The organism is Flavobacterium sp. AG291, from assembly GCF_003350375.1.
Taxonomy (GTDB): Bacteria; Bacteroidota; Bacteroidia; order Flavobacteriales; family Flavobacteriaceae; genus Flavobacterium; species Flavobacterium suzhouense.
Map to the genome: position 1 here is coordinate 1 of NZ_QQAR01000004.1, position 21779 is coordinate 21779.

A 21779-nucleotide genomic window follows, 5' to 3' on the forward strand; every position below is an offset into this window, starting at 1 on the left:
GCACGCAGAAGAAAATATTACCTTCAGGCGTTTTTTATTAATGTGTTTATGTCAAAGAACATCTTTCTTTCAATTAATTTTTTTTCAGAAGAAAACCGGAAAAAGAAAGCAGGTAAACAGTACGGGTAAAGCGGGAAAACAAAAGGAAACGGAATAAGTCCCGAGGGGTGGGTTTGTGAGTGTGCGAGCAAAGCCATTATGCCGTAGTCTTTTGCTTTTTCCAACGTGCTTTACCCGCAATACATTAGCTGCCTTTTACCGGTTTATCTTGGGAAAGGTTTTATAACTTAATAATTATTATAGTTGAAACAAACAAAGTTTAGCAGGTGATAAAGTCTTAAAACGTATGGTCTATCCAATGGTTGAATGTTTGTTACAAACGAGGGAAGTTAGTTTATTAACGTAATACTTTTATTAACGCAATGGGAAAAATGTTTAATATAAAAGTACACAACAATAAGATACCTAAACTCTTTATTTAGGTGATCCTAATACTAATAGTTGCGCTTAACCTTTATTTCAAGCGTAACTGAGAAAAACTACGATTTGTCTAAGGCAATTAGTTTAAAAGGCTAATTTGATAAACCGAACTCGATTACCCCCTTTGCGATTTAGAATTAATCATTGTTTTTTATTAACATTCAGGCAATTAGCAGCGCCATTAAAATTGATGAAAAAAGAGGTAACTTAGTTAATTTTTCAGGGTGTAACATTTCTCTGAAACATCCGCCTTAGCTGGATAATACACAAATTTAGAATGATTAAAAAGTACTCGAAAAAATTTGGTTCCGAAAGATAGATTTATGGGACAAATTGGTTATTCTCAGGGAGAAGATAAAACGATGTGATAATGGGAATTGTTATGCAGTCTGACAAAAGAAATTGGGATGGAAGCCGAAAGCAAATTAAAAATGATTGTTTTATAGCCTATCCTTTATCGTCGATTCCAATTAAAGTCAACGCTTTCTCTAAAGTTTGATCACTAGTACAGAGTATGTCGGGAAGAACCCCATGCCAGTCATTTTCATTTGCGCCAATATTGAAGTACAACTTACTTGATACCACCAATGGAAGCCGGGTTTGAGGCAATACTGCTGGAACAATGTCGCCAAAACTAAGAATCAATCCACCGGTTTCTTCTCCGATTATTTTCCCACGCTTGTAATAGGAAAATGCTTGCGCAAAATCTGCGGCCGAGGAAAAAGTACTGCTATTCACCAATACATATACTTTTCCACTAAAGCGACTGGAAAGGTGTAAGGGTACTTGATCCTGAGTTTTTATGGTATCAATACTGCCGTTGGGCTTTGAAAGTAAAAGGGAATCTTCTTCGGACAATGTCTTATCTTTCCTGTGCATGCGTAACCGGTTTTTAAGCAACTCACTGTTTTTCTCCAACACGCGGTCGTACTGGCGAAAAGGGATATTCAGTAAATATTGCAACAGGTAATCCCCAACATCCGAATCCCCGCCTAGGTTACCCCTAAGATCTATCACCAGATTAGCCGTACCATTACGTTTAAGTTCTGAAAACGAAGCATCCGCAAAAACTTTGAATGTTTCTAAATCCAGAAAATCATCAAGCTTCATGATAGCGGTTCCGGTAGCCGTGTAGGTCATTGCATAGGGAGATGTTGCCTTTTCAGCTTTTTCTGTCGACACCTGTAGCTTACCCAATTTAAGACTATCCCCGGGCAAAAGCTTAACCGTACCTTTTCTCCCTTTATCATTGTAGCTTATTTCGAAAAAACCTTTTCTAGGGTAGAGTACATCAAAATAAAAACCAAAATATTCTGATCCATAGCTGGCTCTGAAGGCAGCTGTTTCACCCGTAACCAAATCAACAACATCATTCACTATTTTTTTTCCAGTTATGCCATTTATCGATAATATTTCAATATCGTGATTCATAAACCTGTTATGTCCCAGATCCATATCCTCCTGTGAACGGATATAGGGTTTATTCATACTCAAGACTACTTTAAGCGGAAAGGTATATACCTTACTTTCCTGAAATGTATGGAGTGGCATTTCCAGGTCAATATGTCCATCCTGAAGTTTGGCTATCAGCCTCTGGGCAACCAAATAGAAAGCAGTATAATCCATATCTTCCGAAATGTTTCTTTTTACTTTTTCTACGTCCCGATAGAATTTTACTCTGGAGTAACGATAATATGGATTGGGATGTGCAGATTCAATATAATACACCAAACTATCGATATCCTGTCTCAACGCGGCAGCCTTAAAATGCCCTTGGCTAAAAACATCATAGGCAGCTAAGAAGAATATTGAGTATAGTAGAAGGGTCTTCATCTCATGATTTTTTTTAAACTTATAAAATAACAAAATCTTTAAACATAAACCAACCTTTGAGTTGCGTAATAAGAAAAGTATAGAAAATACAGGATAAAGAGAACTATTTATTATACCATTTTATAATTTTTATCAAGCTGTAATAACATAACCTGAGTTTGAAGACTTCAGAATTTATGCGTATAGTCCGCAGGAAGTAACCCTTCTATAGTACGGCTATTTTAAGATGATTAGAAATGCCTTGCAGTTTTTTTCTGGTGTTGGATGGTTCATTTTTGGTACAGAATTTATAAAATATAAACTCGTAAATCAAAACGGATTTAAAATTTGTATGCTATTATAATCCTGTAAAATTATAAAACTATTTAATAATCATTTTCAATAGTATACTGCAACAGTTATCTAATTAGTATTTAGACAAGCAAAAGCTACCACGTAACATTTTTGTAGCCTTCGAACCTGTAACCCATCATTTAACCGTGAAATGCGACTTAGATTTCTGTAATCTTTTTACCAAAAGGATATACTTGGAATAGCAATCTATTTGAATTCCGCAGACAGTGTCTGCGGAATTCAAATAGATTGCTAAGTTAATTTTCTATGTCATTAGCTTTTATATTATATTGCCTCAGCCAGCTTTTGCCTCAGTCGTCCCATATCTTCGCTAAGTTTATTTTCGATTACTTTAGCATAGATTTGGGTGGTGCGGATAGTGGTATGCCCCAGCATTTTGGATACGCTTTCGATTGGTACACCATTGCTAAGCGTAATGGTAGTAGCAAAGGTATGACGGGCAATATGAAATGTAAGTCTCTTTGTAATACCGCAGATATCAGCAATTTCCTTTAGGTAGCCATTCATACGCTGGTTGGAAACAACAGGAAAGATAGTACCATTTTCAACAGATTTTGGATGGTCACTGTAAAGCTCAATCAATTCATATGCTGTCGGTAGAAGCGGCACATTTACGGATGTATTCGTTTTTGTCCTGCTGGTCTTCAACCATGCTTCACCATCAATACCCGTCACAACATTGTCCGGTTTCAGCTCTGCTAAGTCAATATAGGAAAGCCCGGTATAGCAACTGAAAAGAAACATATCCCTGACGTTTCTTAAACGTTCTATCTTGAACTCCTTTTTCGAGATATGATCCAGTTCTTTGGGAGTAAGGGCGTGGCGCTCCACTTTATCAAAATGTTTTTTAAAGCTGGCGAACGGGTCTTTTGAAAGCCATTCCAGGGTAATAGCCATATTAACCATTTTCCTAAACCTTTCGATATGTTTCATAATACCATTATTACTTAATGCCCTTTGATGATCTTTTGGCTCATGGGCAATTAAGAAACTTTCAAAGTCCAGCAGGAATTTATAGTTCAATTCGTGAAGGAGGATATCATTTCTGTAATATTTCTCTTGTAGGAATTGTGAAAGGTAACGTTGGGTCGTACCGTAATTTTTCATCGTCCCGGGTGCCAGCCTATGGACAGCTACCTCATTATGGTAGTTCATCAGGTACTTCAATGTGATGGTTTCATTCTCTTCACCCATGAAAAGGCGTTTTACGGCATCTACGGTAATTGTTTTGCGTTGCTGGACTAAGTTATGGTAACCGTCGGCAATCATCGAACGTACGCGTTCTAAATGGTTATTGAGTTTGACAATCTCATCACGTTTACCTTTCGCGCGGCCTTTAATATCGTCCCAGACCTTTGGGTCAATTTTTCTTTTCAGGGATATTTCTGTCCTGCGCCCGTTTACAGTTACCCTCGCATAAATGCTGGCATCTGTATTTCTTGCTTTTCCCGGTACCCTGATAATAAATTGGATACCAAATGTGCTTGTGCTCTTCATACCAAATGTTTTTAAATTAGACATTAAGTACCGCATCAATTCAGCTATTCATTAAAAGGTGGCACAAGCAGGCACAGTTTGGCTACAAATGTTAAAAAATCGCTGTAATAATTTGTATTACAGGTTTTTAAACCCATTTTTGCGAGTACTTTTTCGAAAACCAAAAAGTACTCACCGAATAACTCACATTTATATTGATTTAATATGGTTTATTTTGGTATCTGACACAAAATAAAAAAGCCGTAAATACTTGATATTTACGGCTTTTGGTACATTTTTGTTTCTGTACTCGTCGGGGTGGCAGGATTCGAACCTGCGACCTCCTGGTCCCAAACCAGGCGCGATGACCGGGCTACGCTACACCCCGAATTCAAATGAATTACCTCATTTGAGCGGTGCAAATATACTACTAAAATCCATATCTCAAAGCGATAACTGAATTTTATTTTTCAATAATGAAAACTGATAACTTTCAGTAGCTAATATTTTAATTAAAACTTACATTTGCAGAGCAAATTAAGACCACGAATATTATGTCTGAAACAATTGAAAAAATAAAGTGCCTTATCATAGGATCAGGGCCTGCGGGATATACTGCAGCCATTTATGCTGCAAGAGCTGATATGAAACCTGTTGTTTATACCGGTATGGAACCAGGTGGACAGCTTACCACAACTACCGAAGTTGATAATTTTCCGGGATATCCTGAAGGTATTGACGGACCAACAATGATGGTACAGTTGCAACAACAAGCAGAGCGTTTTGGTACTGAAGTACGTATTGGGATGGCTACAGCTGTTGAATTTAGCAAAGAAGCTGGCGGATGGCATAAAATCATCATAGACGGGAATAAAGAAGTTCACGCGCAAACTGTAATCATTTCTACTGGTGCTACTGCTAAATATCTTGGCCTGCCAAGTGAGCAACGTCTTAGAGGCGGAGGAGTATCAGCATGTGCAGTATGTGACGGATTCTTTTACCGTAACCAGGATGTAGCTATAGTGGGTGCAGGAGATACTGCTGCCGAAGAAGCTACTTATCTTGCTAACATTTGTAAAAGTGTAACAATGCTTGTTCGTAAAGACGTGATGCGTGCTTCTAAAGCAATGCAGCACCGTGTTGAGAACACTCCTAACTTAAAAGTACTTTTCAATAGCGAAGTTGATGAAGTATTAGGTGACCAGGTTGTTGACGGACTTAGAATTGTAAACAATGTAACCGGCGAGAAACATGACATTGCTATCACAGGCCTGTTTATAGCTATTGGTCACAAACCTAACACTGACATCTTTAAAGGTCAGCTTGATATGGATGAGACAGGTTACCTTATCACTGAAGGTAAATCTACTAAAACTAACATCCCGGGTGTATTTGCCTCAGGAGATGTTCAGGATAAAGAATACCGTCAGGCTATTACTGCCGCAGGTTCAGGCTGTATGGCTGCCCTAGATGCTGAGCGTTACCTTGCAACAGTAGAAACTCACCACGAGATAGCTTAATAAAAGCCTATATAATAAGTAAGAGCCGAACTAATAGTTCGGCTTTTTTATTTAGCTTTATGCTATTGAGAAAAGCATAGGTAATGAGTCACAACTTTAATTATAAATTCATCCCACCTGAAAATTCCATCAGTGATTTTGTAGAAAGCATCGGAATGTTCGAAAATCCATCCGATGAACCCAAGGAAGTTGTAATTATGCCGGATGGCAGGATTGACTTATTCTTTTCCAAATCAGCTTGCGAACCATTTCATATTACACTTATGGGACTTGAAACCTATCCCGAAGCAAGAGCCATTATGCCCGGTACCCTCACTTTCGTAATCAGTTTTAAACCATTAGCTGTCGAATATATTTTAAAGACTCCTATTGCCGGTTTTCTTGATAGTGCTAACGTACAACCCACTAACTTTTGGAACTTTGGACCCGATGATCTGAATGATTTTGATACTTTTTATCTGAAAGCAACCCAGACAGTAAAAAACTTATTACCAAAAGAGATTGATGAACGAAAACGGAAGCTTTTTGAACTGATCTATGTTTCAAACGGAGAAATGACCGTAAGGGAACTTTCTGAAAAAGTAGGCTGGAGCAGTAGACAGATTAACCGCTATTTTACACAACAGTTCGGACTATCATTAAAAGCTTATTGCAATATACTTCGGTTCAGGATATCATTAAAGCATATTGCTCACGGGCAGCTTTTCCCTGAGCTTAATTTTACCGACCAAAATCATTTCATAAAAGAGATCAAAAAATTTTCGGGCGCTATTCCGAAAGAGTTATCCAAAAATAAAGACGACCGATTTATACTATTATCTGTACTGAAGCAGCAATAATTTTGTCCTGTTAATTAAAAAATGACAGTATGAAATTAAATGATAAACAAATCGCCATCGTTGGCGGTGGACCTGGTGGACTTACACTGGCAAGACTGCTACAGCTTAAAGGAGCCAATGTAAAAGTGTATGAAAGAGACACTGATAAATATGCCCGGGTACAGGGTTCCCCTCTTGACCTGCATGACGAATCAGGACTGGCAGCTATTCGTAAAGCAGACCTATTAGACGAATTCAAAAAGAATTATATGCCCGGTGCAGATAAAGCTATTATTACAAACCATAACGCAGAAATTCTTTTTAAAGACCACGAAGCAAAACCTGATGAAAATTTTGGACATGAACATTTTCGCCCCGAGATAGACCGTGGTCCGTTAAGGAATATATTAATGGAATCCCTCAAGCCTGACACTATTGTATGGGACAGTCATTTTATAACAATGGAAGAACACGGCGACGGATGGTTACTACATTTTAAAAATGGCGCTTCATTTTATGCAGATATTGTAATCGGTGCCGATGGCGCCAACTCTAAAATACGTCCCTACCTTACCGATATTAAACCGTTTTATTCGGGAATAACAATGCTTGAAGGGAACATTTATAACGCTACAGAAACTGCACCCACTTTTAGCACTATGCTGGATGGTGGAAAGATAATGGCTTTCGGCAATTCAAAATGTATACTGGGAGGACAAAAAGGCAATGGAGATATTGGATTCTATGCTAGTTTTAAAACATATCAGAACTGGGCAAATGACAACGGACTTGATTATAGCAACAATAAACAAATGCTCAAATGGTTCAAACAGCAATATGCTGAATGGGGCACTATATGGAACGAATTGTTTGAAAACGCCGCCTCTTTTATACCCCGACCAATATACTGCATGCCTATAGACCAAACCTGGGAAGCAAAGTCAAATCTTACCTTATTAGGTGACGCTGCCCATGTAATGCCTCCTTTTGCAGGTGAGGGCGTAAATATGGCCATGCTTGATGCTTTAGAATTAAGCGAGTGCCTGACCTCCTACGAATTTGACAATATTCGGGAAGCTATTGCTTATTATGAAACCAATATGCGTAAGAGAGCCTCGCAAGCAGCAAAAGAATCATTAGAAAATGGCGAAATGATGCACTCTGAAGGTGCGCTTGAAAAAATGCTTGCCTTTTTTAGCAGACACTAATTGTCTCAATTTACCCTCCTGATTGTCAGATTTACACCGCAACAGACATAATTAGATTAGGTACCTTTGAGTATACTTTAATAAACAACAAACAGTAAAACCTAATTATTATGCAAAAAATAACCCCTTGTATCTGGTTCAATGGGCGGGTGGAAGAAGCTCTTGAGCTATATACAACTGTATTTAAAAACGGAAAGATTAAAAAAGTATCGCATTACGAAAAAGGAGCCCCAATGCCGGCAGGCTCAGTCCTTACCGCCGTTTTTGAAATTGAAGGGCAGGAATTCATGATTCTTAACGGAGGACCACATTTTACTCCTAACGAAGCGGTATCATTTGTAATTGAATGTAATGACCAACAAGAAATAGATCGTTACTGGAATAGCCTTACAGCCAATGGAGGCAGCGAAAGTATGTGCGGCTGGCTAAAAGATCCGTTTGGAGTTTCATGGCAGGTAGTCCCTAAAGGATTGGGAGATTTACTAAATCAGAAAGATACCGAGAAAAGCCAGAAAGTAATGCGTGCTCTTATGCAAATGAAAAAACTGGATATAGCGAAACTTAAAGCTGCAGCTGAATAAATAATAAAGAACACCCTAAAGCATGGCTTTAGGGTTAATTTTTTCAATTATGGATAAACCTAAAGACACAAACGAATACATTGCAGGCTTTTCCCCTGAAATACAAAAGCTTTTAGAGCAAGTGCGCCAAACTGTTCAGAAAACAGCCCCTGATGCCGAGGAAAGCATAAGTTATGGTATGCCTGCATTTAAACTAAATGGAAATCTGGTTTATTTTGCAGCTTTCACGAACCATATAGGCTTTTATGCCCTACCCTCCGGTAACGAAGCATTTCAAAAAGAAATAAGTAATTATAAAACAGGAAAAGGATCGATACAATTCCCTTTTGATAAACCTCTGCCTTTGGACCTCATCGCTAAAATAGTAAAATTCAGGGTTGAGGAGAATATTCAAAAGTCAGGACTTAAAAAGAAAAAGTAAGAACATATAAAAACAAAAAACCCTTTTCATCCTTGCGGTGAAAAGGGGAAGCCATAAAACCACACCTTACTTTAATTAAATGGCTTATTTCTTTTTGGGAACAAATTACGAATTCGTAATACTGTCAGATGTACCATTAAATCCGTTTACTTACAGGTATATACGAAAGACTATTTTCTTTGGATTTAAAAAAGTGTATTTTTTTTCAAAAAAAAAGCTCTTTCTTTCGAAAGAGCCTGATATTGAGTAAAATAAATTTTAAAAATTATTTCGTTTGTTGTCTTAAATAAGCCATTTTAATAGCTACTATACCTGCTTCGGTACCTTTATTACCATGAATACCACCGCTACGATCGATAGCCTGTTGCATGGTATTATCGGTAAGCACACAAAACACTACAGGTACATCAGTTTGCACATTAAGATCTTTTATACCCTGTGAAACCGCTTCACACACAAAGTCGAAGTGCTTGGTCTCCCCTTGTATAACACTGCCTATAGCTATAACAGCATCAACATTTTGGGTATCTATCATTCTTTTTGAGCCATAAATAAGCTCAAAGCTTCCCGGTACATCCCATGAAATGATATTTTCTGCCAACGCTCCATTTTCAAGCAATGCTTCAATAGCACCCTTATATAGGCCTGCAGTTATATTTTCGTTCCACTCAGAAACAACAATCCCAAACCGAAAATCTTTCGCGTTTGGGACAGTATTTTTATCGTATTCTGATAAGTTTTTATTTATTGTAGCCATACTTATTCAGCCATTGCAACATAGGCATCAATAGAAGCTCCTTCTGCAGAAGTGCTGTATTTATCCTGAATCTCTTCGAAATATTTAAGAGCATCTGCTTTTTGGTTTAAAGCAAGTGCCGTTTGTCCCGCTTTGAAAAGGAAACGTGGCGCTATAAGATCATTAGACGTTGCCTTAGCTGCTTTTTCATAGAACTCCAGAGCTGACTTATTATCTTTTAACTGAGCAAAAGCATCACCTGTAGCTCCTTTAGCCATAGCGTCAAGGATTTCATCTTTAGTGCTGAATTTCTCAAGGTGCTCTACTGCTTCTTTATATTTACCAATATTTAGGTATGAAGTACCTGCATAGTATTCAGCAAGGTTAGCTGCATCTGTACCGGCATGGTTCTCAATAATACCTACAAAGCCAAGTTTACCTTCACCGCCTTTAAGAGCAAGGTTGAATAAAGAATCACTTGCAGTTGGTGCATTTACAGCCTGCTCAAAATATTGCTGAGCCTGGAACATATCCTCAGCAGCAGTATTTTCTTTAGGAGCATCTACAAATCTTGAGTATCCAAAATAACCAAGTACTGCAAAAGTTACAACACCTATCCCTACAAGGATACCTTTTTGGTTCTTAGCTACCCAGTCTTCTGTTTTAGAAGCAGTCTCATCAAGGGCGTTAAACACCTCTGCTGTTGTGCTTTTTCCGTCAAAAGTTTCTTCTACCGGTTCAACCTCTGTCACTACTTCGGGTTTTGGAGCTTTATAGCCTCTTTTGTTGTACGTTGCCATTTAAGTTATTTTAATGAGTCGCAAAAATAAAATTTTTATTGAATATTAAAATATCTTTTGTCGATATTTTTCGATAATTTGCGGCATATTAAGAAAAGAGCCTTGATTTGCACAAGGTTCTCACAATCAGGATTCCGTTTACCCCATGTATTTAAAGAATTTATCGCTCCTCAATTATAAAAATATTGCTGAGGCAAATTATGAATTTGACCCTAAAATAAATTGCTTTACCGGAAAGAATGGTGTGGGAAAAACAAATGTACTGGATGCTATTTATCATTTAGCCTACGGAAAAAGCTATTTTAATCCCTTAGCAGTACAAAACATCAAGCACGGAGAAGACTTTTTTGTGATAGACGGTACTTTTGATAAAGATAACCGTAATGAACAGATTGTTTGCAGCCTGAAAAAAGGGATGAAAAAAGTCCTGAAACGCAACGGAAAGATCTATGATAAATTCTCTGAACACGTAGGTTTTATACCGCTTGTTATTATTTCTCCATCAGACAGCGACCTGATTACCGAAGGCAGTGAAACCCGTCGTAAGTTTATCGACAGTGTAATTTCACAACTTGACCCCGCCTATCTTCAGGAGCTCATTAATTACCAAAAGGTTGTTGCGCAACGCAATGCCCTATTGAAGTACTTTGCCCTGAATCATACCTTTGACAAGGACACCTTATCTATATATAACGAGCAACTGGACGAGCTTGGACACTCTCTTTTTGAAAAGCGTAAGCGATTCTTAGAGGATTTCATTCCTATTTTCAACAAGCATCATCAGTCGATAACTGACTCAGCTGAAGATGTAAGCCTGAGGTATGACAGTCATTTGCACAATAAAAGATTGCTAGACCTGTTTGACGAAAGTCTGCAACGCGACCGTGTGCTACAATACACCAGCGTAGGGATACACAAAGATGACCTGCTTTTTGAGATCGAAGGACACCCAATAAAGAAATTCGGTTCACAGGGACAGCAAAAGTCTTTCCTTATCGCATTAAAGCTTGCTCAGTTTGAATTCATCAAAAAGCAAAGCGGGGTACTTCCCATCTTATTATTTGATGATATTTTCGATAAACTGGATGAAACCCGTGTTGCCAAAATTGTCCAGATGATAGACGATAAGGTTTTTGGACAGATCTTTATCTCGGACACTCATCCGGAGCGTACCGAAAACATTGTAAAGGAAACGCATCAGAGCTATACCTTATTTAATCTGTAATTATAATCTCAGATTAAAGCACTACATTTACTATTCAAAAATCAATCAAATCATGCTATCAAAAGACACCTTTCAATTCCTTGAGGATTTAAAGAATAACAATCATCGTGACTGGTTTCAGGCAAACCAAAAGCGTTATGCAGAATACAAAAATGATTATAAAGAAACTGTAGAAGCTTTTGTTGCCGAATTAAGCAAAGAAGATGAAAGCCTGAGCCAGCTTGGCTTTAAGGAATGTTCTTTCCGCATCAACAGAGACATCCGCTTTTCTAAAGACAAATCACCTTATAAAACCAATATGGGCATCTGGATGAGCCCTGGTGCAAAAAATGCTAGCCTTGCCGGTTATTATGTTCATATAGAAAAAGGAGCATCATTTATTGCTGCCGGTATGCATATGCCTGACGCTGATCAGCTGAAAAGCATACGCAGGGAAATTGCTGGGTTTTATGAAGACCTTGAAGAAATCGTTGAAAATCCTGAATTCAAAAAACTGTATGGAGCACTGGACTCCGAAAATGCATTAAAAACTGCGCCAAAGGATTACGAAAAAGATCATCCCGCAATTGAATTCCTGAAACTGAAAAGCTTTACAGCAACAGCTAAACTGTCTGACAAAGAGATTGAAAGCAAGGATTTTATAAAAAACGCCTCTAAAAAACTGCTTGTATTAAAACCCTTTGTCGATTTTTTAAATCGTGGCCTCACTACCGAATAAGTTTTAAAGCCTTACTTTTGCACCACAAAACAACCTCATGTTTACTATGGAAATCGTTGCGAATTACCCTCTAAAAAACCATAATACTTTCGGCATCAGTGCTTTTGCAAAAGAATTTATTCAGGTGCATACCATTGCCGAGCTAGCCGAAACACTAAAAGAAAATCAGGGCAAAAAACTATTTATTCTTGGCGGTGGCAGCAATATGCTGCTTACACAGGATATTGATGCACTTGTTATTCACGTTGACCTGAAAGGTAAAGAGATTGTAAAAAACGAAAACGGATATGCCGAAGTAAAAGCCATGGCCGGAGAAAACTGGCATGAATTTGTGCAGTACTGTATCAGCAACAACCTTGGCGGACTTGAAAACCTTTCATTGATTCCGGGAAATGTTGGCACTACTCCTATACAGAACATTGGCGCTTATGGCACCGAAATTAAAGACACTTTTGTTTGCTGCGAAGCCATGAATATTGCCACTCAGGAAATAAAGACTTTTACTAAAGAAGAATGTCAGTTCGCTTACCGCGAAAGCATTTTTAAAGGTGCATTAAAAAATCAATACATTATAGTATCAGTTACATTCAGGCTGACTACAGAAAATCACAAGATAAATACTTCATATGGCGATATCGCTGCTGAACTTACCAAAAACAACATAGTTATCCCAACCATTAAAGATGTTAGTGCGGCTGTAACTGCCATCCGCCAAAGCAAATTACCGGATCCAAAAGAGCTGGGCAATAGCGGAAGTTTCTTCAAGAATCCAATAATAACTTCAGAGGAGTTTGAGAAAGCATACCTGCTACACCCAACCATGCCTCACTACACCGTATCAGACACTGAAGTAAAAGTACCTGCCGGCTGGCTAATTGAGCAAAGTGGTTTTAAAGGCAAACGCTTTGGCGATGCGGGTGTACATGCAAAGCAGGCCCTTGTGTTGGTAAATTATGGCAATGCAACAGGACAACAGATGCTCGATCTTTCTAAAAATATTCAGGAAACCGTATATAAAAACTTCGGAATCAGGATTGAAGCAGAAGTTAATATAATATAGTGGTCAGTGGTCAGTGGTCAGTGGTCAGTGGTCAGTAATTGAAATCGAAAATTTACCTTTCTAGTATGACATTTCAGGATTTAATAGCCTATAAAAAAGCTTTTGCGTTAGCAATGAAAATATTTGAGATTTCGAAAAGCTTTCCTTCTGAAGAAAAATATTCACTTACTGACCAAATCAGACGATCATCAAGAAGCGTCCCAGCCAATATCGCCGAGGCTTACAGAAAAAGAATATTCCCGAAACATTTCCATAGCAAACTTACTGATTGTGATGCTGAAAATTCAGAAACACAAGTATGGATCGAATTTTGTTATCAATGCAAATATATATCGTATGAAATATATTCCGAACTGATTATTGAAACAGATGAAATTGGAAAACTGTTGAATTACATGATTTTAAACCCCTCAAAATTTGGCGTTAATGAAAACTGATTATAAAATCGTTGTCAGACTGAACACTGAACACTGAATACTGAACACTTTTTCCTAATTTTGCAGCTGGAAACACAAATGCCGCCCGCCTATATGCTGAACATTATTTTCTACGTTTTTATCGCTGTTGTTGTTACACAATTAGTGTATTACCTTATAATATTCGGAAAATTTGCCTTTGCACAGGCACAGGAAATTACACCTAAAAAAGTACCTGTTTCGGTTATCGTTTGTGCTAAAAACGATGCCGAAAAAGTAAAAAACCTTGTTCCTGTTTTAGCAGAGCAGGATTATCCTGATTTTGAGATTGTACTTATAGACAATGCCTCAAGTGACGAAACCCTTGACATTTTTGAAGAATTTGAAAAACAATACAGTAACATCCGTCTTGTAAAAGTTGAAAACAATGAAGCGTTTTGGGGCAATAAAAAATATGCACTTACGCTTGGTATCAAGGCAGCCAAAAAAGACTATTTACTGTTTATTGACGCAAACTGCTACCCTACATCTAACGAGTGGATTACAGCAATGACATCGCGCTTTACAACTAACCGTACTATTGTATTGGGTTATGGCGCTTATGAGAAAGTCAAAAACTCTTTCGTAAATAAGATCATCAGGTTTGATAATATGCTTACTGCTACCCAATATTTTTCATGGGCTAAAATAGGCAAGCCATTCTCAGGTGACGGACGTAACCTTGCTTACAAAAAAGAAGAATTCTTTAAAGTAAACGGTTACATAGAACACATGAACATACGCCTGGGTGAAGATTCTTTATTCCTTAACCAGGCTTCAACTAAAAGCAACACTACCCTTTGTTATGCTCCTGAAAGCTTTACTTACACTCAAGCTAAAAAATCGTTCAGCTCTTGGAGAAAACAAAAAAGAAAACAGGTATTTACCACTAAATTTTTTAGCACTTTCGATAAATTTCAACTGAGGTTTTTCTTCCTTACACAATTATCATTCTTTGCACTCATGGCAGTATTGTTTGCTTTACAATACAACTGGATGTTTATGGTTCCGGTAGTTGCTGTGCGTTATCTTGGCAGCTGGCTTACCCTTGGATACAGCGCAGCCAAATTAAAAGAAAAAGATACAGTTTACTGGTATCCGGTTATTGAAATAATCCTTACCTTCACACAACTGAATGTTTTCTTTACCAATTTGTTCTCAAAACCGGCGCATTGGAAATAACCCCTCAAATAATACAACAACATATAGATAAAGCAAAAAAAGGTGACCAGGTTGCCTTTACTTTTTTGCTTGACCGCTATTGGAATGAAGTATACGGTTTTATGCTTAAGCGCACCGAAAATGAAGCCGACACAGAGGATATTGTAATCGAAACATTTGCTAAAGCCTTTGACCGGATTACAACATATAATTCGGAATATGCATTTAACACATGGCTCATAGCCATTGCTAAAAATGTGCATATAGATTTACTACGTAAAAAGAAATCATCCCTTTTTATTGATATTACCGATGAAGAGGATCAGCAGGCCTATAATGTAGCTGACAGCTCTCCTACTCCCGAAGATGAAATCATCAGGGAACAAAATCTTTCCAGCCTTTTAGAATGTATTAAAAAACTGAAACCACAATATCAGGAAGTGATACAGCTTCGCTACTTTCAGGAATTAAGCTATCAGGAAATTGCCGATCAGCTTAATGAGCCTCTTAATAATGTAAAGGTAAAATTATTGAGAGCCAAGAAACTTTTAGCCGAGATCATCAGCAAAAAAGACTAATCCGGTTTATATTCCTTAACCAGCTTAAGGGTATGCTTTACCGCCTTCCATCCTTTTGAACCTTTAAAATGACCGGTTTCTATATATACAGGCTTAGGAAATTTTTTCATCAGTCTTAGAAGTGATTCATCCCAGGCATTTACATTAGCATCGGATAAATTCCCAAGATTATCGCTCTCAACACTTTTCAGAAAACAACCACCAAAAAGAAATTTATCTTTTGGAAGCCATATTACTATATTGTCATGACTATGTCCTTCTCCTGGATAAAAGGTCTCTATCCGCTGTCCTCCTATGGTAAATACTGTGTCGTTTTCGAAAGTGAATTCCGCCTGTTTCGCATTGTGTTTTGCAGCTAATTCTTTAGTAAACTTTGATGTGTAAGTTTTTATCCCTTTACTCCTGTAATATTCCAAACCGGCAGAGCTATCGTCATGAAAGTGGGTTGCTATACACAATACCACTTTTTTATTATGCCTCTTATCTATACTATCAAGTAAGGGCTGAAACTGGGTTTCATCCCAAGGAGTATCAAAAAGCACTACCCCATCATCCGTAACCAGATAGGAACTGTTTGACGGAAATGGCGAACCGGAAAATAAATGATAGTTTGTATAGGTATAAACATCATCATTAATCTTCCTGAATTTCAACTTAGTATTCTGGGCTACAGCCATAACAGAAATAAAAAGCAGCATAATAATTGCAAAAACGATCTTTTTCATACCACAAATATAAAAAACCCTACAATGTGAAACGATTATTTACATTTTAAATAATTATGCTATTTCCTACAATATTAAAAACAACGAAAACGTTTTAGTATGTATACATACTATTATTAACAACCAAAAATCACACTGCTATGTCAAAAATCAGCGTTTTCAACCACGGATGGATCGACCTTGTATTTGAAGGCCGCAATCAGGAATACGGAGCTTACCAACTACGTAAACAGGATCCTAAAACAACCATGCTTGCATTGGTAACCGGTATAGGATTAGTTGTTTCTTTAATTACCATACCGGCTGCAATAAATTATTTTAAAACGGATAACATTGTTGTTGATGGAGGCCTTACACTTCCAGATACTAAAACTATCGAAGTAGAACCCTATGTAATTCCTGAAGCACCAAAACCACAGCCGCAGGAACCTGCCTCAGGCGGAGCGGCATCATCAGAACCTACAGTAGCGTTTACCGAACCCGTAGCAACATCTGCCCCAACAACGGTAAACCTGCCAACAACAGATGATGTACTGAACACAAATCCGGGCTCAACTACAGGCGAGGGAGTTAAAGGAGGACAGGTTGACGGAACATCGACAGCTCCCAGTCCGGGGACAGGTGTCGGCCCCGGTACAGGAAGAAACCCCGAAGGTACAATTGAAACCTTTGTTGATGTTGCACCTTTATATCCGGGCGGATTAGATGCATTTTACAAAGATGTAGCCAGAAGATTCAATAGTCCCGAACTGGAAAATGTATCAACCCTAAAAGTTTTGGTATCGTTTGTAGTTGAACCTGACGGCACACTAAGCAACATAAAAGCCACACGCGATCCGGGCTACGGCATGGGCGCAGAAGCCGTACGAGTACTAAAATCTCTTAAAGGAATATGGAAACCGGGCATGAAAGGCGGGAAAGCCGTAAGAACAGCCTACAGCCTTCCGATAACAGTAAAAGTAAACTAAAAAAAGCCCCTTGATTGGGGCTTTATCATTTAAAACAACCCTGATTTATTAAGTAATAAATAAAACATTTAAGAAAAGAGATACCATTTAAGCAAAGAATTATCACAACTAACCACATCTATTGAAAACAACCTTACATATACAAATAAGTAGTATCTTTGTACCTCAAAGTTTTTTCTATGGAAACTGTTTTAGACACTGTAAGACCTACCGCCTCAAACGGACTGCTTACGCAAAAGCCAAAATGGCTTAGAGTAAAATTACCGACAGGCAAAAAATACACTGAACTTCGCGGACTTGTAGACAAATACAAGCTTCACACCATCTGTACATCGGGAAGCTGCCCTAATATGGGTGAATGCTGGGGGGAAGGAACTGCAACCTTTATGATTCTGGGTAATACCTGTACACGTTCGTGCGGCTTTTGTGGCGTTAAGACAGGCCGTCCTGAAACTGTAGATTGGGATGAACCGGAAAAAGTAGCACGTTCCATCAAATTGATGAATATAAAACACGCCGTTGTAACGAGTGTAGACCGTGACGACCTTAAAGATGGCGGCTCGATAGTCTGGGCTGAAACCGTTAAGGCTATCCGCAGGATGAATCCTACCACAACCCTTGAAACACTTATTCCTGATTTCCAGGGAATCGAAAGAAACATCGATCGTATTATCGAGGTTGCTCCAGAAGTAGTTTCGCACAACATGGAAACCGTAAAGAGACTTACCCGCGAGGTGCGTATCCAGGCAAAATATGAGCGTAGCCTTGAAGTACTGCGTTACCTGAAAGACAACGGAATTAACCGTACAAAATCGGGTATTATGCTTGGTCTTGGCGAAACCGAAGAAGAGGTAATACAGACTATGCACGATCTTCGCGCAGTTAACCTTGATGTACTGACTATAGGCCAGTACCTTCAGCCAAGTAAAAAACACTTACCCGTAAAAGAGTTCATTACTCCGGAGCAATTTGCAAAATACGAACAAATCGGGTTAGAGCTTGGTTTCCGCCATGTAGAAAGCGGTGCACTGGTACGTTCATCATACAAAGCACAAAAACATATTCTTTAATAGTTTAAAGTTGTCAGTTTACAATTGACAGTTTTACGAAATGAATACAAAAACAAAAATTGCCATTAACGGTTTTGGCCGCATCGGTCGAAACCTTTTCAGGCTTTTGATTAACCACCCTTCTATTGACGTGGTAGCCATTAACGATATTGCCGATGCCCGCACCATGGCGCATCTGATTAAATACGACAGTATTCACGGCGTATTACCCTTTGAGGTTTCCCACACGGAAAACAGCTTAATCATAAACGGAAAATCATACCCTTTCCTGCGCAAAAAAAATGCCGCTGATATTGACTGGAAATCATTCAATATAGACATTGTAATTGAATCTACAGGTAAATTTAAAACCCTGGAAGATGCTAATATACACATTGAAAGCGGTGCAAAGAGAGTAATACTGTCTGCACCTCCTGAAGATGACCGCATTAAGACCATTGTATTAGGCGTTAACGAACATATTCTGGATGGTACTGAGAAAGTAATTTCTAATGCAAGCTGCACAACAAACAATGCCGCTCCAATGATGAAGATCATCAATGACCTTTGCGGGATTGAACAAGCGTATATCACTACGGTTCACTCATACACTACCGACCAGAGCCTTCACGACCAACCTCATAAAGACCTGAGAAGGGCACGCGGAGCAGCGCAATCAATAGTACCAACCACCACAGGAGCTGCAAAAGCACTGACGAAAATATTCCCTGAATTTGTTGGAAAAATTGGTGGCGGCGGTATACGTGTACCAGTACCGGATGGCTCGCTTACAGACATCACCTGTTATGTAAAACGTGAAGTAAGCATCGAAGAAATTAATACTGCATTTAAAAAAGCATCAGAAAACGAACTTAAAGGAATATTAGCTTATACTGAAGACCCAATTGTATCGGTAGATATTTTAGGAAACCGCAATTCATGCTTATTCGATTCGCTACTAACATCTGTAATCGACAGAATGGTAAAAGTGGTTGGATGGTATGATAACGAGATAGGCTATTCTTCAAGAATAATAGACCTTATTATTCATCTTGAACAGAAATAAAAAATGCCACAAATTGTGGCATTTTTTATTATACTTAATATTTAATAATCAGTTCTTTTATAAGTGCTTTCACTTTTGGCTCCGCCATCTTAGCCGCCTGCAGCACTTCATCATGACTTAATGTTTCAATACCTTCCTCATTACCCATATCGGTAATCACAGACAAACCGAATACTTCCATATTCATATGTCTTGCCACAATAACTTCAGGTACAGTTGACATTCCTACGCAATCAGCTCCAAGAATCTTAACCATTCGGTATTCCGACATTGTTTCATAGGTTGGCCCCTGTAATCCAAGGTAAATACCATCCTTAACATCAATCGACTGGGCTACTGCAATTTCTTTGGCTTTAGCAATCATTTTACGACTGTAAGCCTCATGCATATTTACAAATCGTGGCCCAAAACGTTCGTCATTCTTACCTCTTAACGGGTGTTCCGGAAAGAAATTGATATGGTCATAAATCAAAACGATATCACCTACTTTATAAAAAGGATTAACACCCCCTGAAGCGTTAGAAACAATTAACTTTTCAACACCCAGGGCTTTCATTACCCGCACAGGAAAGGTAACCTCATCCATTCCATAACCTTCATAATAATGAAAGCGGCCTTTCATGGCCACAACATTATTTTGACCTATTTTCCCAAAAACAAGGCAGCCTGAATGCCCCTCAACGGTTGAAACCGGAAAATTAGGAATCTCATCATAATTAAGTGTATGCTCTATTTCGATTTCATCTGTAAAACTCCCAAGACCTGATCCCAGAATAACACCATAACGCGGAGTAAATCCGGTTTTATCAGAAATATACTTAGCAGTTTGCTGTACTTTTTCCCACATAATCTAAAATTGTATTATCAAAATCACTTTTATCGTTTAACAGTCTGCTTTTTATAGGAAGATAGAACAATCTGTCAGCAGGCAACTTATCTACCAGTCTCACATAATCTTTTTCAGTTGTAACGATTCGTCTATCCTCTGCCTTTTTATTTAAAACAGTAATTTCGTTTTCGGTAAAATTATGATGATCCGGAAAAGCCATAACCTCATCATAATCTTCCATTAAATAATCAAAAAAAGGCTTAGGCTTAGCAATGCCCGCAACCAAAACTTTTGGTTGTTCGGATAAATCATCAATATTTATCGAAACCTCTTTCGAATATACATATTCATCATATTTTATACTAGTAAAGAAAACCTTTTGTGATTTTTTTGGCTTGAGCTTCTTTTTTATATTTTCCATCTCGACCTTACTTAAATCAGAAGGGCATTTCGTTACCACAATGTAATTTGCTCTCTGAGCCCCTTTTCTGCTCTCACGTAAATTACCCGCAGGCAATAAGTAGTCCTCAGCATATAGATCCCCATAGGAAGTAAGCAAAATATAAAAACCTGCCTTAACCCTGCGATGCTGATAGGCGTCATCCAGGATAATAACCTCTGGCTTTGATTGTAATGCTAATAACTGCTCAATACCATTTTTTCTGTCGGCATCAACAGCCACCTGTATTGATGGAAACTTACTGTAGAACTGATACGGCTCATCTCCTAATATATCAGCATTACTGTTTTGATTAGCCAATATAAAACCTTTAGATTTTCTCTTATACCCTCTGCTCAATGTAGCCACTCTGTACTGCTCGCTAAGCAGCCTTATAAGATATTCGGTTTGCGGGCTCTTACCGGTTCCGCCGGTACTCAGATTGCCTACCGCAATTACCGGAACAGGAAAAGTATAGGATTTAAAAACACCCTTATCAAATAAAAAATTACGTACTGCTGTAATCAGTAAATAAATAAACGAAAAAGGAAAAAGAAGCTTACGTAAGAATTTCATCATTGCAGTATTGCTGTATAGCAAAGATAATTTTTTAAGATTAATTTAATATCAAATCTTAAGGTATAGGCATTATAAAAAAAGCGCCCTGAAATCAGGGCGCTTTCTATATTTGATCAGAAAAAATTATTTTCTTGTGAAAGTAGTAACATACTTAACAGTAGTACCATTCATAGTCTCACTAGAGCTGATTTTTAATTCACTAGAAGTTAATTTTTCAATATTAACAGTCGTAGTAGTACCATCTTCTACTACTGTAAGAGTGTTACCACTTCTTGTGTAAGTTGAAGTACTTGAACCTTCCTCACACTCAGTACCGTTGTTGTCATACCACACATCTTTAACATTAGTTGCTGTGATTTCGATATAATCTTTATCACAACCTGTAGTATGAGTATAATCCTGAAGAACTTCCTGACCCTGAGCCGCAATTCCTTCTTTTGCGTAAACCCATGATCCTTCTAGTTTTCCTCCAGTTGATGAGCTATCATCATCACCACATGATACAGTTGTTAATCCAAGCGCCAGTACAGAAAAAAGTACAATTCTAAGTTTTTTCATTGGTTAAATTGATTTTAATTGGTTTGATATTTTTTCAACGCAAACATAAATAAATTCCTCTAAAAAACAATAACATCATCAACAAAAAACAAAAAAAAGAAAAAAACAACCAAAAAATTAAGTTAATTTAACAAAACAAAAC

General features: G+C 38.0%; 22 protein-coding genes and 1 tRNA gene. 14 read left to right on the plus strand and 9 right to left on the minus strand.

Going from position 1 to position 21779, the window contains the following annotated elements; translation table 11 throughout:
* Positions 1-927: 927 nt before the first annotated feature.
* From DEU42_RS05585 to DEU42_RS05595, 3 genes are all read right to left on the minus strand, one after another.
* Complete coding sequence (locus DEU42_RS05585) at positions 928-2313, minus strand: S41 family peptidase (RefSeq protein WP_114757310.1); 1386 nt, start codon at positions 2311-2313, stop codon at positions 928-930.
* A gap of 618 nt (positions 2314-2931) precedes the next feature.
* Positions 2932-4164 (minus strand): site-specific integrase, encoded by a 1233-nt coding sequence (locus DEU42_RS05590; protein WP_114757547.1) that lies wholly within the window; start codon positions 4162-4164, stop codon positions 2932-2934.
* Between the two features lie 292 nt (positions 4165-4456).
* Positions 4457-4531 (minus strand) — tRNA-Pro (locus tag DEU42_RS05595).
* A 166-nt stretch (positions 4532-4697) separates the two neighbouring features.
* Between DEU42_RS05595 and trxB the strand changes: the two genes are divergently transcribed.
* From trxB to DEU42_RS05620, 5 genes are all read left to right on the plus strand, one after another.
* Positions 4698-5663 carry a thioredoxin-disulfide reductase gene (gene trxB / locus DEU42_RS05600; RefSeq protein WP_114757311.1) on the plus strand — a complete coding sequence of 322 codons (966 nt, stop codon included), beginning with the start codon at positions 4698-4700 and terminating at the stop codon, positions 5661-5663.
* Between the two features lie 83 nt (positions 5664-5746).
* Positions 5747-6502 (plus strand): helix-turn-helix domain-containing protein, encoded by a 756-nt coding sequence (locus tag DEU42_RS05605; protein ID WP_114757312.1) that lies wholly within the window; start codon positions 5747-5749, stop codon positions 6500-6502.
* Positions 6503-6531: 29 nt separating this feature from the next.
* On the plus strand, positions 6532-7689 hold the full coding sequence (locus tag DEU42_RS05610) for an FAD-dependent oxidoreductase (RefSeq protein WP_114757313.1): 1158 nt from the start codon (positions 6532-6534) through the stop codon (positions 7687-7689).
* 110 nt (positions 7690-7799) lie between these two features.
* Positions 7800-8270 (plus strand): VOC family protein, encoded by a 471-nt coding sequence (locus tag DEU42_RS05615; RefSeq protein ID WP_114757314.1) that lies wholly within the window; start codon positions 7800-7802, stop codon positions 8268-8270.
* Positions 8271-8319: 49 nt separating this feature from the next.
* Positions 8320-8691, plus strand: coding sequence for an iron chaperone (locus DEU42_RS05620; RefSeq protein WP_114757315.1), 372 nt, complete (start codon positions 8320-8322; stop codon positions 8689-8691).
* A gap of 265 nt (positions 8692-8956) precedes the next feature.
* Here the strand turns inward: DEU42_RS05620 and ribH are convergent, their stop codons facing one another.
* Complete coding sequence (gene ribH, locus DEU42_RS05625) at positions 8957-9448, minus strand: 6,7-dimethyl-8-ribityllumazine synthase (protein WP_114757316.1); 492 nt, start codon at positions 9446-9448, stop codon at positions 8957-8959.
* Between the two features lie 2 nt (positions 9449-9450).
* Positions 9451-10227 carry a tetratricopeptide repeat protein gene (locus DEU42_RS05630; RefSeq protein ID WP_114757317.1) on the minus strand — a complete coding sequence of 259 codons (777 nt, stop codon included), beginning with the start codon at positions 10225-10227 and terminating at the stop codon, positions 9451-9453.
* 145 nt (positions 10228-10372) lie between these two features.
* On the opposite strand from DEU42_RS05630, the gene recF reads away from it, so the two are divergent.
* The 6 genes from recF to DEU42_RS05660 all read left to right on the plus strand — a co-directional run bounded on the left by recF (position 10373) and on the right by DEU42_RS05660 (position 15424).
* A complete protein-coding gene (gene recF / locus DEU42_RS05635) occupies positions 10373-11452 on the plus strand; it encodes a DNA replication/repair protein RecF (RefSeq protein WP_114757318.1) in 1080 nt (359 codons plus the stop codon).
* A gap of 52 nt (positions 11453-11504) precedes the next feature.
* A complete protein-coding gene (locus DEU42_RS05640) occupies positions 11505-12170 on the plus strand; it encodes a DUF2461 domain-containing protein (protein WP_114757319.1) in 666 nt (221 codons plus the stop codon).
* A gap of 37 nt (positions 12171-12207) precedes the next feature.
* Positions 12208-13230, plus strand: coding sequence for a UDP-N-acetylmuramate dehydrogenase (gene murB, locus DEU42_RS05645; protein ID WP_255418242.1), 1023 nt, complete (start codon positions 12208-12210; stop codon positions 13228-13230).
* A gap of 65 nt (positions 13231-13295) precedes the next feature.
* Positions 13296-13667, plus strand: coding sequence for a four helix bundle protein (locus tag DEU42_RS05650; RefSeq protein ID WP_114757321.1), 372 nt, complete (start codon positions 13296-13298; stop codon positions 13665-13667).
* Positions 13668-13760: 93 nt separating this feature from the next.
* Positions 13761-14867, plus strand: coding sequence for a glycosyltransferase (locus DEU42_RS05655; RefSeq protein ID WP_114757322.1), 1107 nt, complete (start codon positions 13761-13763; stop codon positions 14865-14867).
* A complete protein-coding gene (locus DEU42_RS05660; protein ID WP_199509057.1) occupies positions 14858-15424 on the plus strand; it encodes an RNA polymerase sigma factor in 567 nt (188 codons plus the stop codon). The genes DEU42_RS05655 and DEU42_RS05660 overlap by 10 nt, the downstream gene beginning before the upstream one ends.
* Here DEU42_RS05660 and bla read toward each other — a convergent pair.
* Entirely contained in the window at positions 15421-16149 is a 729-nt protein-coding gene (gene bla / locus DEU42_RS05665) for a BlaB/IND/MUS family subclass B1 metallo-beta-lactamase (protein WP_114757323.1), read from the minus strand. The genes DEU42_RS05660 and bla overlap by 4 nt on opposite strands.
* A 140-nt stretch (positions 16150-16289) precedes the next feature.
* Here bla and DEU42_RS05670 point away from each other — a divergent pair, with 140 nt between their 5' ends.
* The 3 genes from DEU42_RS05670 to gap all read left to right on the plus strand — a co-directional run bounded on the left by DEU42_RS05670 (position 16290) and on the right by gap (position 19232).
* Positions 16290-17117 carry an energy transducer TonB gene (locus DEU42_RS05670; RefSeq protein WP_114757324.1) on the plus strand — a complete coding sequence of 276 codons (828 nt, stop codon included), beginning with the start codon at positions 16290-16292 and terminating at the stop codon, positions 17115-17117.
* Between the two features lie 179 nt (positions 17118-17296).
* The gene (gene lipA, locus DEU42_RS05675; protein ID WP_114757325.1) at positions 17297-18187 is read left to right on the plus strand and encodes a lipoyl synthase; all 891 of its coding nucleotides are present in this window, start codon (positions 17297-17299) and stop codon (positions 18185-18187) included.
* A 40-nt stretch (positions 18188-18227) separates the two neighbouring features.
* On the plus strand, positions 18228-19232 hold the full coding sequence (gene gap / locus DEU42_RS05680; protein WP_114757326.1) for a type I glyceraldehyde-3-phosphate dehydrogenase: 1005 nt from the start codon (positions 18228-18230) through the stop codon (positions 19230-19232).
* A 34-nt stretch (positions 19233-19266) separates the two neighbouring features.
* Here the strand turns inward: gap and DEU42_RS05685 are convergent, their stop codons facing one another.
* From DEU42_RS05685 to DEU42_RS05695, 3 genes are all read right to left on the minus strand, one after another.
* The gene (locus DEU42_RS05685) at positions 19267-20079 is read right to left on the minus strand and encodes a purine-nucleoside phosphorylase (protein WP_114757327.1); all 813 of its coding nucleotides are present in this window, start codon (positions 20077-20079) and stop codon (positions 19267-19269) included.
* The gene (gene lpxK, locus DEU42_RS05690; RefSeq protein WP_114757549.1) at positions 20051-21076 is read right to left on the minus strand and encodes a tetraacyldisaccharide 4'-kinase; all 1026 of its coding nucleotides are present in this window, start codon (positions 21074-21076) and stop codon (positions 20051-20053) included. The genes DEU42_RS05685 and lpxK overlap by 29 nt, the downstream gene beginning before the upstream one ends.
* Before the next feature lie 126 nt (positions 21077-21202).
* Positions 21203-21637 carry a hypothetical protein gene (locus DEU42_RS05695; protein ID WP_114757328.1) on the minus strand — a complete coding sequence of 145 codons (435 nt, stop codon included), beginning with the start codon at positions 21635-21637 and terminating at the stop codon, positions 21203-21205.
* Between the last annotated feature and the right edge of the window lie 142 nt (positions 21638-21779).

Bases quoted from the DNA above. Each gene is read 5' to 3' on its own strand.
- DEU42_RS05650 (WP_114757321.1), top strand. From the start codon at position 13,296: ATGACATTTCAGGATTTAATAGCCTATAAAAAAGCTTTTGCGTTAGCA.
- DEU42_RS05670 (WP_114757324.1), top strand. From the start codon at position 16,290: ATGTCAAAAATCAGCGTTTTCAACCACGGATGGATCGACCTTGTATTT.
- lipA (WP_114757325.1), top strand. From the start codon at position 17,297: ATGGAAACTGTTTTAGACACTGTAAGACCTACCGCCTCAAACGGACTG.
- lpxK (WP_114757549.1), bottom strand. From the start codon at position 21,076: ATGAAATTCTTACGTAAGCTTCTTTTTCCTTTTTCGTTTATTTATTTA.
- DEU42_RS05695 (WP_114757328.1), bottom strand. From the start codon at position 21,637: ATGAAAAAACTTAGAATTGTACTTTTTTCTGTACTGGCGCTTGGATTA.
- gap (WP_114757326.1), top strand. From the start codon at position 18,228: ATGAATACAAAAACAAAAATTGCCATTAACGGTTTTGGCCGCATCGGT.
- bla (WP_114757323.1), bottom strand. From the start codon at position 16,149: ATGAAAAAGATCGTTTTTGCAATTATTATGCTGCTTTTTATTTCTGTT.
- DEU42_RS05610 (WP_114757313.1), top strand. From the start codon at position 6,532: ATGAAATTAAATGATAAACAAATCGCCATCGTTGGCGGTGGACCTGGT.
- DEU42_RS05640 (WP_114757319.1), top strand. From the start codon at position 11,505: ATGCTATCAAAAGACACCTTTCAATTCCTTGAGGATTTAAAGAATAAC.
- DEU42_RS05585 (WP_114757310.1), bottom strand. From the start codon at position 2,313: ATGAAGACCCTTCTACTATACTCAATATTCTTCTTAGCTGCCTATGAT.
- ribH (WP_114757316.1), bottom strand. From the start codon at position 9,448: ATGGCTACAATAAATAAAAACTTATCAGAATACGATAAAAATACTGTC.
- DEU42_RS05615 (WP_114757314.1), top strand. From the start codon at position 7,800: ATGCAAAAAATAACCCCTTGTATCTGGTTCAATGGGCGGGTGGAAGAA.
- DEU42_RS05620 (WP_114757315.1), top strand. From the start codon at position 8,320: ATGGATAAACCTAAAGACACAAACGAATACATTGCAGGCTTTTCCCCT.
- DEU42_RS05655 (WP_114757322.1), top strand. From the start codon at position 13,761: ATGCTGAACATTATTTTCTACGTTTTTATCGCTGTTGTTGTTACACAA.
- DEU42_RS05685 (WP_114757327.1), bottom strand. From the start codon at position 20,079: ATGTGGGAAAAAGTACAGCAAACTGCTAAGTATATTTCTGATAAAACC.
- murB (WP_255418242.1), top strand. From the start codon at position 12,208: ATGTTTACTATGGAAATCGTTGCGAATTACCCTCTAAAAAACCATAAT.
- DEU42_RS05590 (WP_114757547.1), bottom strand. From the start codon at position 4,164: ATGAAGAGCACAAGCACATTTGGTATCCAATTTATTATCAGGGTACCG.
- DEU42_RS05630 (WP_114757317.1), bottom strand. From the start codon at position 10,227: ATGGCAACGTACAACAAAAGAGGCTATAAAGCTCCAAAACCCGAAGTA.
- recF (WP_114757318.1), top strand. From the start codon at position 10,373: ATGTATTTAAAGAATTTATCGCTCCTCAATTATAAAAATATTGCTGAG.
- trxB (WP_114757311.1), top strand. From the start codon at position 4,698: ATGTCTGAAACAATTGAAAAAATAAAGTGCCTTATCATAGGATCAGGG.
- DEU42_RS05605 (WP_114757312.1), top strand. From the start codon at position 5,747: ATGAGTCACAACTTTAATTATAAATTCATCCCACCTGAAAATTCCATC.